Origin of the sequence: Lentibacillus salinarum, assembly GCF_042679865.1 — a bacterium.
Lineage (GTDB): Bacteria > Bacillota > Bacilli > Bacillales > Amphibacillaceae > Lentibacillus > Lentibacillus salinarum.
Genome location: NZ_JBHTNH010000005.1, coordinates 54,196 through 67,596 on the forward strand (window position 1 = coordinate 54,196; position 13,401 = coordinate 67,596).

Below are 13,401 nucleotides of genomic sequence, written 5' to 3' on the forward strand. Positions count from 1 at the left end.
TTCGCTCGTCGCTTTCCGCGGGCGGCTGGTGAGTCTCCTCGTGCTCGTCGTGTTGCAAGTTATTGCGGCGAGGCATACGCTTCTCGCAGAAAAGATCGCTGGCGCACTGCGGGGTCTCACCTATGCCTTTCCTCCCGCTGGAGTCTACGTATATTTCCTCCGCTCAGGTAGTGCATTGTTCGTTTTTAGAATTGGCTGTTTTATTATGTCCCATCCCCTTTCAGGCATTGGCGGAGAGATTTTGGTCATTTATATCAGGATCAACCGGGTTCGTTGAATTTACCCCACTATTGGTGTTTAAGAAATCACCGGTATTAAAAGAACCTGAACCGGAACTTGTTTTTGACGTACTTTTGGGTGATAAATAGAATGAATCACCAAAGTTTATAACGCCTCCATCCACACTATTTATCTTAATGGGTCCAACAACTGATGGCATGAAAACACCTTCTTTGGATAATTGATTATAATAGGTTATGAATCTCACGTGTTTTTGTAACGTCAAAAATATAAATTTTAGAGATGACCTTATAACAAGGCTCTTTTTACATATGTTGTTGTTTTTCGCAGTTGATGTAAAATGCGACCTACTATGAAAACATATTTGAGTGCTATAATACCGCTACGGAAATACACTCCGCTTTCCGCGGGGGAGTGGTGAGCCTCCTCGGGCTGATGCTCTGTGGGGTCTCACCGATCTCCTACTTCCCGCAGGAGTCTCCGTGTATTTCCTTCGCTATTGCGGCGTTGATTGAAGCGGAGGGCTGTCGACTCCTGCGGGAAAGCGGGCAGCTGAGATCTGAGCAGGAAGCGGTTTTTGCTTCCGAGGAAGCTGAAGCGTTGCCCACGGAAAGCGACTGCCCGGAGCGGAAATCAACTTACCGCAGTTACGTCGCAGTTTATGGCAATTGCTAAGTGAGATTTTATTCTCTAAAATAATGAAAAGAGCCGCAGTTTTTTAGTAAACAGACTTTTCTTAACTTTAAATGGGTGAATTCATACTTCCATCTAGATACGAATAAAAAAGATGAATGCCGCGTTTTTCTAATGTGGATCAGGCATTTAAATATTGGCGGATATGCTTAATTCGTGCTTCGCTATCTACTTTATCAATACTGCCAACTTGGAATATGGCTGTTTGACTGACACCGATGATGTTCACGTTATCCACTTGAATGGAATCACGGTGATGAAAGTTATGTTTTTGCACTGTCGCTGTGGTTGTTGGCCGGTTTGCTTCCCGGTTGAACAGTGCGTATTCCTTAAAATAAATGCCGTCATCCTCATGAAAGGATGCACCCTCCTTTTGGACAGCGATCCCTTTTGAACGAGGTCGAGCATCTGTCGTGTCGCCTATATTGAAAATCGCACTGTATGTTAAGCTATTAAGATTGATTTTATCAACAGCGGCTGTTCGTTTTTGCATGGCTAAACACCTCATCCTGTTAATGGTACAATCGAACCTAAAGCGATGGCTTCAGGCGGGGTATCAAAAAAAGATGACAAGACAAATGCATCATTATCACCGATTAAAAAAACAGATGACGCTGTGACCGTCGTGACTTCCACATTCTCAACATGCAGTCCCCAATTATGGACTTCCATATTCATTGGATGGATCATTCCCCTCCATGTATTTATTTAATGAATGATATATCTCACGTTTGATTTGCTCACCTATATGACATGTTAACTGTTCCTGGTTCATATCCTGTCTGTTTTGTCCGGCTTCAGCTTCATAATGTGCAATTCGTTCGGGCAGCTGTTTTGCCATATCTTCTATCAGCGCATTCGGATCGATATGATCCATCGGAACATGATGCTGATGTGCAAGATCCCGGATGAGATGTTCCCCGTTTTCCCGTAAATAGGTGTTTAAGTCTGGCAATAATTGTTGTTTGACCGCCGAATTGCCGGTTTCCGGGACTGAAAAATCGTCTATGCTTTTCAAATCATCCGGTGCTAAGCCGATGTGCAGCGTTCCATTAAGGTTTTCGATTTTTAGTTGATCAAAGTGATATTCAATTTTTTCTAAGCCCTGGTGGTGTTGCTGATCCGTATGATTTTCAAGCTGTTGTATTCTCGTGTCCAGTGACCGGATGGTTCGCTCCTGTTCATCGATACGCTGATAGAGGTTGTAAATATACTGATTCCAGCCATTCATATAAGTGTGCCTCCTTACTTTAGGCAAAGACCTATACATAACGTATGCATATCGGCTTCAATTGTGACTTTATCCCGCATATAACTGGCAGGCCGACATACCGTCGGACGTCCTGTCACTTTGTCGGACTGGCACGTCTTGTGCGCTGTACTCCCCATTTTAAGCCTGCGAGGCGGAACCAGGAAAGACACATGGGGGCCCCGTTGGTGTTCAGTTTTCTCCGGTTGAAAGCCGTGCCGCTCCGGTTGATGTTCAGTGTTCTCCGGTCGAAAGCCGTGCCGCTCCGGTTGATGTTCAGCGTTCTCCGGTTGAAAGCCGTCCCGCCCCGGTTGATGTTCAGCGTTCTCCGGTTGAAAGCCGTGCCGCTCCGGTTGATGTTCAGCGTTCTCCGGTCGAAAGCCGTGCCGCTCCGGTTGATGTTCAGCGTTCTCCGGTCGAAAGCCGTGCCGCTCCGGTTGATGTCAGTGTTCTCCAGTCGAAAGCTGTGCCGCTCAACTGTCAGTTAATGCCCGATTCTGTTCGGGACTGGACGATGCAGGCCACGGGAGGCGCCTATATAGTGCAAGGAAAGCTCCGGCAGCGATACATCTTCGTAAGAAAAAAGTGCTTACCTTTTTCGAGGACACCCGCGAATTTAGCCTTTGTTCCGTTTTACCATTGGGGGGGATAAGAGAATGCAGACTAAAACCGCCACGTCAGTTGCTAACGCCTGTATAACCTGTATCCTTTAGGCCTACTCCCCCACTGATTGACGTTTCACTTTATTCGGGCTGCTGCAGCCGGACGATCGCATGCTCACCAACAGGTTCAGCGGGTTCTGCGGGTTCAGTAAACCCACCTGTATTATGAATGTCCGATTGAGCCTGAATACGTCCGGTACTGCCTATTTGAAAAACAGATGAGTTTGATATCGCGTCTACTTTGATTGAATGAATGGCTATTGATTGATGAACGATCAAATTCATACGACACACTCCGTTTTTAAGTTATATTTTGGTCTGCTTTGTCTTTATCCGACACGTATGTCATCGATTGCCCGAGTCTAAGGCGAGTTCCGTCTCCGGTTATAAAAGACCCACCGCCAGCATAGGTTTTTGCAGCACTTTCCGGGCACATGGAATAGACATCCCCGATATTGAAGACGCTTGCATTATCAAGTGTATTCACTTTAACTGCGCCTACTTTGGCTGGCATCGTAACGTCCTCCTTCATTATAATTTATGTATGAATACGAATTTGTGAAACCCGTAAACAGGGATGGTCGTATGGATAGCATAGTATATCAGGAACCGGGCATGACGGAAGGGTTGTGATGGTCATGAATACGGCTGCACCTTTACAAAAATCTGAACGCATGATGTGGATTGACGCAGCCAGGGGATTTGCGATTTTAGGAATTTTCGTCGTTAATATCGGGGCGTTCTCTGCTCCGTATTTTTTATATGGTGGGGAAATGGGTGCCTGGCCCTCGGCAATTGATCAATTCACAGAAGCATTTATTGATATTTTCTTTCAGGCGAGTTTCTACACACTGTTTTCGCTTCTTTTTGGTTTTGGTTTGCACATTTTAAAAGAACGGCTGTTGGAAAAACATATCGCCGTCAACCCGTTTTTATTCCGCAGACTTATGATATTAATCGGATTTGGCCTGGTTCATGCCTTTTTAATCTGGCATGGTGATATTTTGTTATCGTATGGGATTGTCGGTTTATGTCTAATGGCTTTTATGTTCCGTGGTAATCAAACGATTTTGCTTTGGGGAATGTGTATGCTCGGTATTAGCGTGTGTTTATACACTGTCATGTTATACAATGTAAGAGATTTTCTCGGCAATTCCAATATGACGGGAATTTCTTCTGCAAAAGCGAGTTATGCCAGTCATGATCTGTCTGTGATTTTAGGTCAGAATATGAATGACTGGTTGTATTCCAATGGCCTGTTTTCATACTTGCTCATGGGAACGACCTTGCTGCCCTTATTTCTGTTTGGGATGTACCTTGCCCGGAAGCGCTGGCTCCATCATCCGGCTGAACACAGACGGAAGCTGTTGACAGGATGGGTGATAAGTTTGATCCTGTTCATTGGACTGAAAGCGGGGCCCTATTTATACGGCAATCCAGAATGGTTTTCGTACGCGCAGGATAATCTCGGTGGTACTGCTTCGGCGTTATTTTACTTATTTTCTATTACGTTGATTGGACAAAGCCAACTTGGCCAAAAGGTACTGAAGTTATTCAGCTATGTCGGGCGCATGTCGTTGAGTAATTACATACTACAATCGGTCATCTGTTTTGTGCTATTTTACGGTATTGGATTCGGTCTGTATGGTTCAGTTAGGCCGATTGCAACCGTGGGAATTGTCATAATTGTATACAGTCTGCAAATTGTTTTGAGCAGATGGTGGCTGGTTCGATTCCGCTATGGTCCACTTGAATGGGTTTGGCGCAGTCTTACGTATAAGAAAAGGCAGCCGCTTCGTGAAAAAGGGTAACGTCATGGTGATGTTCGGAAGGCAGCTTGACGGCTAAAAGATAAAGTCACGTTTGTCTCAATAATCAAAAGAGGCTGCCCCTTAGAAGGAGCAGTCTGATAGCAGATTAACCCTTCAATACGTCTGTAATCCGGTCAATGGCCCAGTTAAGATCATCTTTTTTAATAACCAGCGGCGGGGCAAACCGGATGACATTTTCATGTGTTTCTTTACAAAGCAGGCCTTTTTCTTTTAGTGCTTCACAATAAGGGCGAGCTGCTTCGGTCATTTCAACACCAATGAATAAGCCTTTGCCGCGTACTTCTTTAATTTTGGGATTGCTGATTTTTTTCAATTCATTCATCATATAGTTGCCGAGTTCCAGTGAACGATCGGCCAGATTTTCCTCTTCCAGGACTTCCAGTGCAGCTGTAGAGACGGCACAGGCGAGCGGATTTCCCCCAAAGGTTGACCCGTGGGAGCCTGGATTAAAGACACCGAGAATATCTTTGTTAGCTACGACGCAGGAAATTGGCATGACACCGCCGCCCAGTGCTTTACCGAGAATCAGGACATCTGGGGTGACATCTTCCCAATCGCAGGCAAACATTTTTCCGGTTCGGGCAAGCCCTGACTGGATTTCGTCAGCCATGTACAGCACATTATTGTCCGCGCAAACATCGTATGCCTCTTGCAAAAACCCTTCAGGTGGTATGTTGATGCCTGCTTCGCCTTGAATTGGCTCAAACAGGAAGGCGGCTGTGTTTTCATTAATGGCTTCTTTTAATGCATCAATATCGCCGTAAGGTATCGTTTTAATACCCGGGAGCAGCGGATCATAGCCGCGTTGGTATTCTGTTTCTGTTGATAGAGAAACAGCCGTCATGGTCCGGCCGTGGAAATTGCCTTCAGCAACGATGATTTCGGCTTTGCCCTCTTGCACGCCTTTGACATCATATGCCCAGCGCCGGGCGGCTTTGATAGCTGTTTCAACGGCTTCTGCGCCGCTATTCATCGGGAGTGTCATTTCTTTGTTGGTCAGCTTGCATACTTTTTCATACCATGGGCCAAGCTGGTCATTGTGAAACGCTCGTGACGTCAGCGTGACAGCATCGGCCTGCTGGTTCAATGCATCGATAATTTTTGGGTGACGGTGCCCCTGGTTTAATGCGGAATATGAACTGAGCATATCCATATATCGATTGCCCTCGGGGTCTTCAACCCACACACCCTGTGCTCTCGCTATAACAACAGGAAGCGGATGATAGTTTTTGGCCCCATATTCTTGTGTCTGATCGATAATTTCTTGGCTTGACTTTGTCATGCTATCCCTCCCAATTAAAAATACGCTTCATCACCAGTATAACAGTTTCTGTTCTATTTTACTTTGACAACTGTTCAACAAATTTTCAAATGATTTTCCTGCCAGGACATGTTAAGATAGGTGCTGATTGACATTTTGCCAAGCTTACGATTATAAAAGATAATGGATGGTCAAGGAGGAATGATGGAATTATGAATACACACTTACATGTCACCTCATGGGTTTTGGCATTTATTCTTTTTGCGGTTGTTATCGTACTGAATAGATCAGGCAAAGCAAAGGCTGCCAAAATTGTCCAAATGATCCTGCGACTGGATTATTTACTGATTTTATATTCCGGTGGTGACTTACTTGTGGCTTATTTTAACAGTCCACAAATGGGTGAAGCGATCTTTAAAGGGCTGGCAGGTATTTGGGTCATTTTTGCGATGGAAATGATCAGCTTGAAATCCGGCAGGGAAGAGCCAACAAAAAGCTGGTGGATTCAGCTTGTCATTGCTGTACTTTTGACACTGATTTTAGGTTTCGGCCGATTAGGCTTCGGATTTTTGCCATAACTGTTTTCGTGTCTGGGGCTTTCCTTTTACGGGGGAAAGTCCTTTTTCGTGACGAACAGTTGTGGCAGCCATTTTAAATGTTATTAAAACCGCCCATTTCGAAAAATCCTTGCTTCATATCTAATATCGTATGATTTTGCAAAAAGGGGGCATCATTTTTTGAAAAATCCATGCCCCTTTTTGCTCTCCGCATTCGATTGTAATAGTAGAGGTGTTGTCTCAAAAAATATGAAGGATTTCCGACAAATTGATCGTTTCCATTGACTACAGGCGTCCATCGTTAATAATAGGGAAGGACAATCTTTATACATGAAGGAGTAACTATATGAAACGCCTATTATGCATCATACTCGCCATGTCGTTTTTTCCCGGTTTGGCTCAATCGGTTTCCGCGGCAGGACAGGAAGCTATAAAAGAGGACATCGTTTATTATATCCTGGTTGATCGTTTCAATAACGGTGACACATCGCAAAACGATCATGCGAACCTTGACGACCCGTTCGCATATCATGGGGGCGATTTACAGGGGATAACCGAAAAGCTTGACCATTTGCAGGGAAACGGATATACCACGCTTGTATTATCCCCGATTATGGCCAATGCACCGGACGGTTATCATGGCTATTGGATTGAAGATTTTTATCAGGTGGATGAGCAATTCGGCACGATGGACGATTTGCAGGAACTGGTTAAAGAGGCGCATGACCGGGATATGAAGGTTGTGATGGAATTGGTCACGAACTATGCTGCAGAGACCCATCCCATGACCGAGGATCCGGACAAGCGCGAATGGCTAGAAGAAAACAGTGGCCAAGCGTCTTTCCCGTGGCTTGACAAAACGGTTGCGCTGGATCAGTCCAATCCTGACGTTCAGCAATTTTTAACCGATGTGGCTGATTATTGGATTGAGGAAGCTGGCATAGACGGGTATCAATTTCATGCGGCTGATCAGGCCAACAAACCCTTTTTAGAGGAATTGACCACCCATCTTCAAGACAACAACCCGGATTTGTATTTGCTCGGCCATATTCTGGATGACGAATCATATGATGGGCAGCTTACAGAAGATACAGCGATTCAAATGGTGGAGAATTCTGATCTTACATCTATCATGACGGATGTGTTTGCCAATGAAGGGGCACCTGTAGCACCCATTTATGAAGCCTGGGAAGCTGATGGCCGGCAGGAAGGGCTGACTTATCTGGATAACCCGTATACCGAGAGATTTACACAAAAATTCCTAGAAAACGGACGAAACACGTTAACAGCATGGAAATTGGCATTGACTTATCTGTATACGGCTCCTGGCACACCGATGATTTATCAGGGATCGGAAATTCCCATGGGTGGTGCGGGATTCCCGGAAAATCAACAGCTAGTTAAGTGGAATAGTTCAGATGAAGATTTGGAGCAGTTCATCAACCGGATTGCCGCACTTCGGTCGGAATTTCCGGCATTACAGTATGGCGATTATGAACTGATTGACTCCAGTGGTGCGATGAGCTTGTTTAAGCGATCGTATGAAGGAGAGTCCGTTTATATTGCCATTAATAATGATGTGGAATCACAGGCTGTGTCAATTGATGGTCCGGAAGCTGACAAACAACTGAGTGGACTGCTTGGTGATAATCTTGTCAGGGCAGACGACAACGGGCAATACAAGATCGGTCTTCCCCGTGAGACAACTGAAGTATATGTCGTTCAGGATGATGCCGGTTTGAACTGGTCCATGATTACCCCGATTCTGGCCGTTGTGGTTCTATTTGTGGCAGGGATCATTTATTTGAACAGAAAGCAAAAACAGCGGGAAGCTGATGCGTAATTGGCAGCTCCCCGCTGTTTTTTATTTGGAGATTTGATACACCGGTTTCTGTCAGTCTACCTTATAACATGTTGTATCCGGGAAGCCGTGGACAAGTCGGCGTTGTCCTTATGCGTATTCATGAGCTGAGATGGCACCCTGGTGATGCAAATAGAGATAAATCTTCCGGTAGTTGTTTATGTCGATATCACCAATGATGTATTTTTGCTGATAAAAATCCAACAAGGCATTAATGGATTCCGGAGGCCGGTTTCGCTCCGTTTCAAAAATCGTAATCAATTCAAAAATGCTCACCTGAACACTCCTTTGCTATTTTCCGGTTTTTTTAAAATATATGTTAGAGATAATAGAATCATGATAGTTTCTTTGCTAAAAAAGCTGGTCCATAAAAGGATCTGGGATTCAACATAAAAAATAGCCATTTTTTCCATGTCATTTTATCGCCTCATATAGCAACGATCATTTTGAATACAATCTCTGGCATTAAAATCCTGTATTCCCAGTATAGACCAAACCTTTGCAGGTAATATTAGGTAAAAAGGAGGATGATGAAATGGCAGGTCCAGCGCTTAGAAAGGCCGATAGTCATGCTTCCATCCACGAAGCAGCATTACAGGAGGCCAGAGAGCTGACAAATATATTAGGGAATCTGTTAAAACAACGGGAAACTGATAACGCTTTGGAAACCGCTTACATTATGGTGGAACATTGGGAAACCCGTACGCTTGGTATCTTGGATTGGCCTAAGGATCACACTTACCTTAGAGAAAAATCAAAATATCAGTATGATTTTTTTATGAAATAACACCGTTTTAGACCATTGATAACAAATTAACGGAAATAGACTTATTAAAAACATTCCTTTGTGGCGGTCTTTGTTGTTAAAAATAAAGCAGCTCAGTTCACATTCACTGAGCTGCTTTATTTGATTAGACTACAATGGGCCTGATTGTTGTATAGGTCAATTCTGCAATAATTTTAATAAGCTATACAACAATAATAATAGCACGAAGACTTCTTTCTCGTGCTAATGCTTAATAATTTTATTAAGGAAGATTTAGTTGCCAAGAAACACCGAACTTATCATTTAGCCAGCCAAACTTCTTACTAAAACCATAATCGTCTAGTGGCATAAGGTCTTGTCCATCTTCATTCAGTTTTTGATAAAGATTGTCAAGTTCTTTTTCAGTATTACAAGTAACGAAAATTGAGAAAGAAGGTGTGAAGGAAAACTGATGTTTCACATTACTATCAATGCACATGAATTCTTGTCCTTTTAAGGTGAAAGTAGCCTGCATAACTGTTCCTTCCTCTCCAGCTTCATTCGCTCCATATCGACTTATACTTGTAATTTCTGAATCCTCAATGAGTGATGTGTAATAATTCATCGCAGCTTCTGCTTGGCCATCTTGAAACATTAAGAATGGTGTAACCTTTTCCATTCTAAATCGACTCCTTCTATGTTTCCTTAAGTTTATCACATACGACTTCTAATAACTTCTTCTCTACTGCTCAATATTACCAAAAACTGTATTCGATTGCAATATACTTCAGGTTATCAGAATAAATAGCTTGTATTATGAAATACTAATAGTTACTCAAGGTTCTTTTCCTAAACTTTAATGCTTTTAATTCTCACAGTTGATATAAACAGCGACGTAACTGCTGCTTGGTAGTTTTCTATAAGTACGTGTCATTCCCGCCGTCCGGGATCGTTTCGGGCGGATGCTTTCCGCGGGCACGGGCTCAGCCTCCCCAGAAGCAAAGAACGCTTCTTCCGGGGTCTTCGGACACGTGCTGTTCCCGCAGGAGTCACCGCCCTCCGCTCACCCGGACTAGTTAAGTTGAGCGATGCGATTTACGATTACAACCATAATTAACAGTTAGTAAATCCAAACTCGCGTAGTGTTTTTCCGCAGCGATGGACCAGCACTTACTCAAATTCTGAAGTTTTGGAGGAATTCCTGATAAAGTTACGTTGCAGTTTATGGATTTTGTGTCACAACCTTGAAAACAGCCTTACTTAATAGGAGGTGTGATGGTGAATAAATCTCTCTCTCATAACCCGGGTATCGGGCAAGCAATGACTGACATTCCCTCTATGCCGCTATCTTCATCACTTGATTCAAATCTTGCTGTATTAAAAGAGACATTTGACGATTGTGACGACATCGTTTTTAACGAGGCACAGGTCGCCGATAAATCCGTATGTCTGGTTTATTTCGCTGAGTTGGTCAGTCATCAATCAATTTTTGACATTGAAAAAAGGCTTTCATCCTTTACAGAATCATATACACAAACCGGATCACAAGCGTCTTTTACGTCACTGGTTTATCGCTATTTTCCATTCCGGAGCGGCGACGAATCAAAAGACCTGTCATTCGTGATAAAAAATATCCTGGCAGGTCAAATTATTCTTTTAGTTGATGAACTAGACGATGTATTGATATTTCAGTCACATAAATCCGATGAAAGAGTGCCTGAATCAGATACAGAGCAGACTGTCCGTGGACCACATAAAGGGTTTGTTGAGAACATTCATACCAACCTGCAGTTAATCCGGCAAAAAATACAGACACCTTCTTTAAAGGTGGAATATTTTACGCTTGGAAAACAATCCAATACAAAAATCAGTGTTGTTTTTATGAAAGGAATTGCTGATGAGGCCATCGTTGAAGAAGTTCACAGCCGTTTATCCCGAATCGATATTGATGGGGTGTTGGATAGTCATTATATTGAATCAATGATTAAGGATTCTCCTCGATCGCCGTTTCCAACGTTATTTAGTACAGAGCGCCCGGATCGTGTCTGTGGCGGGCTATTGGATGGGAAGGTGGCTATTCTGACGGATGGCACGCCTACTGCTTTAACAGCACCTGCTATGTTTGTTGAGTTTCTTCATTCAAGTGAAGATTATTACGACAGTTCATTGATTGCAAGTGCCATTCGTTGGGTACGATTTTTAGGACTATTTGTTGCTTTAATTTTGCCGGCTTTTTTTGTTGGAATTACTGCGTTTCATCAGGACTTATTACAGACACCTTTCTTAATGCGCATTGCCGCCTCTCGGGAAGCTTTACCGTATCCGGTAGTGGTTGAAGGGGTTTTTATGCTATTGACATATGAATTACTTCGCGAAGCCGGATTACGAATGCCAAAGAAGTTCGGGGGAGCCGTCGTAACTATTTTAGGACTGGTGCTAATTGGCCAGTCTGCGGTACAGGCGGGGCTTATCGGTCCAATGATGGCAATTGTTGTGTCTGTTTCTGCGTTGACCTCGTTTATTTTACCGAATTATGAATTTCACCAGGTCATACGTTTTTGTACAATTCCTTTCCTCTTACTAGCAGGACTATTTGGGTTTATGGGAATATTAGTCGGTCTGATGTTTGCCTTAACTCACCTCGTCAGTATACGATCCTTTGGCGTTCCATACTTCTCACCTGTTTCACCTGCGAGAAAGGAAGGGTGGAAGGATGTTTTCATACGGGCGCCATGGCGGGCTATGGATACCCGTACGCCTGGACTGGGAATTGACAACATCGACCGGTCAGGCGCAAGGAATATGGCTAATCCTCCAAAAGAAGATAAGGTGGATCAAGATGACAAAGAATAAGTTTTTGACATGTATACGTCTCACTTTCCTGATCGGAATGCTTCTTGGACTGCTATCACTTACAGGTTGCTGGAGTGCTGATGAAATCAATGACCTGGCCACAATCGATGTTATCGGAATTGATGAAAATGACGCTGGAAAAGTTGAGGTAACGGCCATTATAACCAGACCACAGACACTTTTTCCGGATACCGCTGTGGAAGGTAAAGGACAGAATAAAATTCTGGCTGAAACAACAACAGGTGACAGCATTTTGGAAGCACTTGGTAAAATATCAGGCTCCGTACCGGAAAGAATCTATTTTGGTCATACCAGTCTCATCGTATTTGGTGAGCAGGCAGCACGCGAAAGCATGTTAGCCTCACTGGACTTTTTGAAAAGAGAAGATGATTTCAGACCAAATATCCAGTTACTCGTCACACGTGGCGCTGCAAAACAGATTGTTAAAACGATACCCCAATTCAATATATCCCTGGGACTGGAACTGAACGATTTATTAACGTCCAACCGGTACGCGGCTACCGGTATGGTTAAGGATGTCAGTCAATTTATGGAGGCACTTTCAAGCGAGGCTGCCGATCCATATACAGGTGTCCTGCATTCCGCCAAAGAGCATGGCATCGATGCGGATAATCAAGAACAAACAACCCATAAACAAAGTAAGGGAAATCGACAAAATCAGCGGCAAAATGTGCCCAAAGCAATCAGTCTGGAAGGTGCAGCCGCTTTTAAGGGCGGCCAATTAAAAGGTATTTTGAATGAACAGGAAACGCGCGGATTAATGGCGATGGAGGGTGATCTTCAAAATCAAGTATTTGTGTTAAATTGTGGAAAGAATCAGGGAAACGCCACTGTAACCGTAACCAATTCCAATTCAAAATTATCCCCCTCGATAGCTGATAACACTCCCAAAATGGCGATAGATATTCAGATTGAGGGTGATATCGGACAACTGACCTGTTTTGATGTGAACATAAATTCTCAGCAAATGGAACGTTTCAATCAACAGCTTGAGGATCTGGTCAGAAGGGATGTATTCAATGTTTTGGACAAGGTGAAAAACCGATGGCAAACGGACATTTTCGGGTTCGGTCAGGCATTTTACCGCAAGCACCCTGGTGATTGGAAGCAAATGGCGCCGCAATGGCGGAATGGTCTGCTGAAAAAAATGGGGATCGATGTGACGGTTTCAACAAATATATCACGGTATGGAGAGATGAAAGACCCTGCTAAACCGGATAAGTGAGGGAAAATATGACGATTTTAATGGTTTTACTATTGTTTAGTTTAATTGCTGTATCGACAGGGATGCATATCTACTTGGGTGTGTCAATAATCTTGTGTAAATGACCCTTTTCCTGTAGAAAGTTCAGCTGCCGTTTTTTTGGTAAAGCGTCATCATTAAGAGATTGCTCTGAGCCACAGCGCCAGCTGCTTGTCCTTGACCT

Annotated in this window: 16 protein-coding genes; 7 read left to right on the plus strand and 9 right to left on the minus strand. The window is 43.7% G+C overall.

From position 1 onward, the window contains the following. Window positions 1-220: 220 nt before the first annotated feature. The 4 genes from ACFQ4A_RS04950 to gerPC form a co-directional block, all read right to left on the minus strand. A complete protein-coding gene (locus ACFQ4A_RS04950; RefSeq protein WP_382398191.1) occupies window positions 221-439 on the minus strand; it encodes a spore germination protein in 219 nt (72 codons plus the stop codon). Window positions 440-1,054: 615 nt separating this feature from the next. Next, window positions 1,055-1,426: a spore germination protein GerPE gene (locus ACFQ4A_RS04955; protein WP_382398193.1), complete on the minus strand. Its 372-nt coding sequence runs from the start codon at window positions 1,424-1,426 to the stop codon at window positions 1,055-1,057. A gap of 11 nt (window positions 1,427-1,437) precedes the next feature. Continuing rightward, window positions 1,438-1,611 (minus strand): spore gernimation protein GerPD, encoded by a 174-nt coding sequence (locus ACFQ4A_RS04960; protein ID WP_382398195.1) that lies wholly within the window; start codon window positions 1,609-1,611, stop codon window positions 1,438-1,440. Then, complete coding sequence (gene gerPC / locus ACFQ4A_RS04965; protein WP_382398197.1) at window positions 1,592-2,164, minus strand: spore germination protein GerPC; 573 nt, start codon at window positions 2,162-2,164, stop codon at window positions 1,592-1,594. The genes ACFQ4A_RS04960 and gerPC overlap by 20 nt, the downstream gene beginning before the upstream one ends. A 44-nt stretch (window positions 2,165-2,208) precedes the next feature. On the opposite strand from gerPC, the gene ACFQ4A_RS04970 reads away from it, so the two are divergent. After that, window positions 2,209-2,670: a hypothetical protein gene (locus tag ACFQ4A_RS04970; RefSeq protein WP_382398199.1), complete on the plus strand. Its 462-nt coding sequence runs from the start codon at window positions 2,209-2,211 to the stop codon at window positions 2,668-2,670. 255 nt (window positions 2,671-2,925) lie between these two features. On the opposite strand, the gene ACFQ4A_RS04975 is transcribed toward ACFQ4A_RS04970, so the two are convergent. Both ACFQ4A_RS04975 and ACFQ4A_RS04980 read right to left on the minus strand, forming a co-directional pair. Then, a complete protein-coding gene (locus ACFQ4A_RS04975) occupies window positions 2,926-3,129 on the minus strand; it encodes a spore germination protein GerPE (protein WP_382398201.1) in 204 nt (67 codons plus the stop codon). A 16-nt stretch (window positions 3,130-3,145) separates the two neighbouring features. Beyond that, a complete protein-coding gene (locus ACFQ4A_RS04980) occupies window positions 3,146-3,358 on the minus strand; it encodes a spore germination protein (RefSeq protein WP_382398203.1) in 213 nt (70 codons plus the stop codon). 124 nt (window positions 3,359-3,482) lie between these two features. On the opposite strand from ACFQ4A_RS04980, the gene ACFQ4A_RS04985 reads away from it, so the two are divergent. Next, window positions 3,483-4,655, plus strand: coding sequence for a DUF418 domain-containing protein (locus tag ACFQ4A_RS04985; protein ID WP_382398205.1), 1,173 nt, complete (start codon window positions 3,483-3,485; stop codon window positions 4,653-4,655). 106 nt (window positions 4,656-4,761) lie between these two features. Here ACFQ4A_RS04985 and ACFQ4A_RS04990 read toward each other — a convergent pair whose 3' ends face one another. Further along, window positions 4,762-5,958 (minus strand): ornithine--oxo-acid transaminase, encoded by a 1,197-nt coding sequence (locus ACFQ4A_RS04990; protein ID WP_382398207.1) that lies wholly within the window; start codon window positions 5,956-5,958, stop codon window positions 4,762-4,764. Window positions 5,959-6,149: 191 nt separating this feature from the next. Between ACFQ4A_RS04990 and ACFQ4A_RS04995 the strand changes: the two genes are divergently transcribed. Both ACFQ4A_RS04995 and ACFQ4A_RS05000 read left to right on the plus strand, forming a co-directional pair. Then, entirely contained in the window at window positions 6,150-6,515 is a 366-nt protein-coding gene (locus tag ACFQ4A_RS04995; RefSeq protein ID WP_382398209.1) for a YisL family protein, read from the plus strand. Window positions 6,516-6,840: 325 nt separating this feature from the next. Beyond that, the gene (locus ACFQ4A_RS05000; RefSeq protein WP_382398211.1) at window positions 6,841-8,337 is read left to right on the plus strand and encodes an alpha-amylase family glycosyl hydrolase; all 1,497 of its coding nucleotides are present in this window, start codon (window positions 6,841-6,843) and stop codon (window positions 8,335-8,337) included. Window positions 8,338-8,445: 108 nt separating this feature from the next. Here ACFQ4A_RS05000 and yppF read toward each other — a convergent pair whose 3' ends face one another. Next, a complete protein-coding gene (gene yppF / locus ACFQ4A_RS05005) occupies window positions 8,446-8,631 on the minus strand; it encodes a YppF family protein (RefSeq protein WP_382398213.1) in 186 nt (61 codons plus the stop codon). A 259-nt stretch (window positions 8,632-8,890) separates the two neighbouring features. Here yppF and ACFQ4A_RS05010 point away from each other — a divergent pair, with 259 nt between their 5' ends. Next, entirely contained in the window at window positions 8,891-9,142 is a 252-nt protein-coding gene (locus ACFQ4A_RS05010; protein ID WP_382398215.1) for a hypothetical protein, read from the plus strand. Between the two features lie 241 nt (window positions 9,143-9,383). Here ACFQ4A_RS05010 and ACFQ4A_RS05015 read toward each other — a convergent pair whose 3' ends face one another. Continuing rightward, the gene (locus ACFQ4A_RS05015; protein ID WP_382398217.1) at window positions 9,384-9,779 is read right to left on the minus strand and encodes a VOC family protein; all 396 of its coding nucleotides are present in this window, start codon (window positions 9,777-9,779) and stop codon (window positions 9,384-9,386) included. Window positions 9,780-10,378: 599 nt separating this feature from the next. On the opposite strand from ACFQ4A_RS05015, the gene ACFQ4A_RS05020 reads away from it, so the two are divergent. Then, window positions 10,379-11,953, plus strand: coding sequence for a spore germination protein (locus ACFQ4A_RS05020; RefSeq protein ID WP_382398219.1), 1,575 nt, complete (start codon window positions 10,379-10,381; stop codon window positions 11,951-11,953). After that, the gene (locus ACFQ4A_RS05025; RefSeq protein ID WP_382398221.1) at window positions 11,940-13,199 is read left to right on the plus strand and encodes a Ger(x)C family spore germination protein; all 1,260 of its coding nucleotides are present in this window, start codon (window positions 11,940-11,942) and stop codon (window positions 13,197-13,199) included. Before ACFQ4A_RS05020 ends, ACFQ4A_RS05025 begins: the two co-directional genes overlap by 14 nt. The last annotated feature ends 202 nt before the right edge of the window (window positions 13,200-13,401 follow it).

Bases quoted from the DNA above. Each gene is read 5' to 3' on its own strand.
- ACFQ4A_RS04995 (WP_382398209.1), top strand. From the start codon at position 6,150: ATGAATACACACTTACATGTCACCTCATGGGTTTTGGCATTTATTCTT.
- gerPC (WP_382398197.1), bottom strand. From the start codon at position 2,164: ATGAATGGCTGGAATCAGTATATTTACAACCTCTATCAGCGTATCGAT.
- ACFQ4A_RS04955 (WP_382398193.1), bottom strand. From the start codon at position 1,426: ATGCAAAAACGAACAGCCGCTGTTGATAAAATCAATCTTAATAGCTTA.
- ACFQ4A_RS04970 (WP_382398199.1), top strand. From the start codon at position 2,209: ATGCATATCGGCTTCAATTGTGACTTTATCCCGCATATAACTGGCAGG.
- ACFQ4A_RS05000 (WP_382398211.1), top strand. From the start codon at position 6,841: ATGAAACGCCTATTATGCATCATACTCGCCATGTCGTTTTTTCCCGGT.
- ACFQ4A_RS04990 (WP_382398207.1), bottom strand. From the start codon at position 5,958: ATGACAAAGTCAAGCCAAGAAATTATCGATCAGACACAAGAATATGGG.
- ACFQ4A_RS05015 (WP_382398217.1), bottom strand. From the start codon at position 9,779: ATGGAAAAGGTTACACCATTCTTAATGTTTCAAGATGGCCAAGCAGAA.
- ACFQ4A_RS04980 (WP_382398203.1), bottom strand. From the start codon at position 3,358: ATGCCAGCCAAAGTAGGCGCAGTTAAAGTGAATACACTTGATAATGCA.
- ACFQ4A_RS04950 (WP_382398191.1), bottom strand. From the start codon at position 439: ATGCCATCAGTTGTTGGACCCATTAAGATAAATAGTGTGGATGGAGGC.
- ACFQ4A_RS04975 (WP_382398201.1), bottom strand. From the start codon at position 3,129: ATGAATTTGATCGTTCATCAATCAATAGCCATTCATTCAATCAAAGTA.
- ACFQ4A_RS05025 (WP_382398221.1), top strand. From the start codon at position 11,940: ATGACAAAGAATAAGTTTTTGACATGTATACGTCTCACTTTCCTGATC.
- ACFQ4A_RS05010 (WP_382398215.1), top strand. From the start codon at position 8,891: ATGGCAGGTCCAGCGCTTAGAAAGGCCGATAGTCATGCTTCCATCCAC.
- ACFQ4A_RS04985 (WP_382398205.1), top strand. From the start codon at position 3,483: ATGAATACGGCTGCACCTTTACAAAAATCTGAACGCATGATGTGGATT.
- ACFQ4A_RS04960 (WP_382398195.1), bottom strand. From the start codon at position 1,611: ATGAATATGGAAGTCCATAATTGGGGACTGCATGTTGAGAATGTGGAA.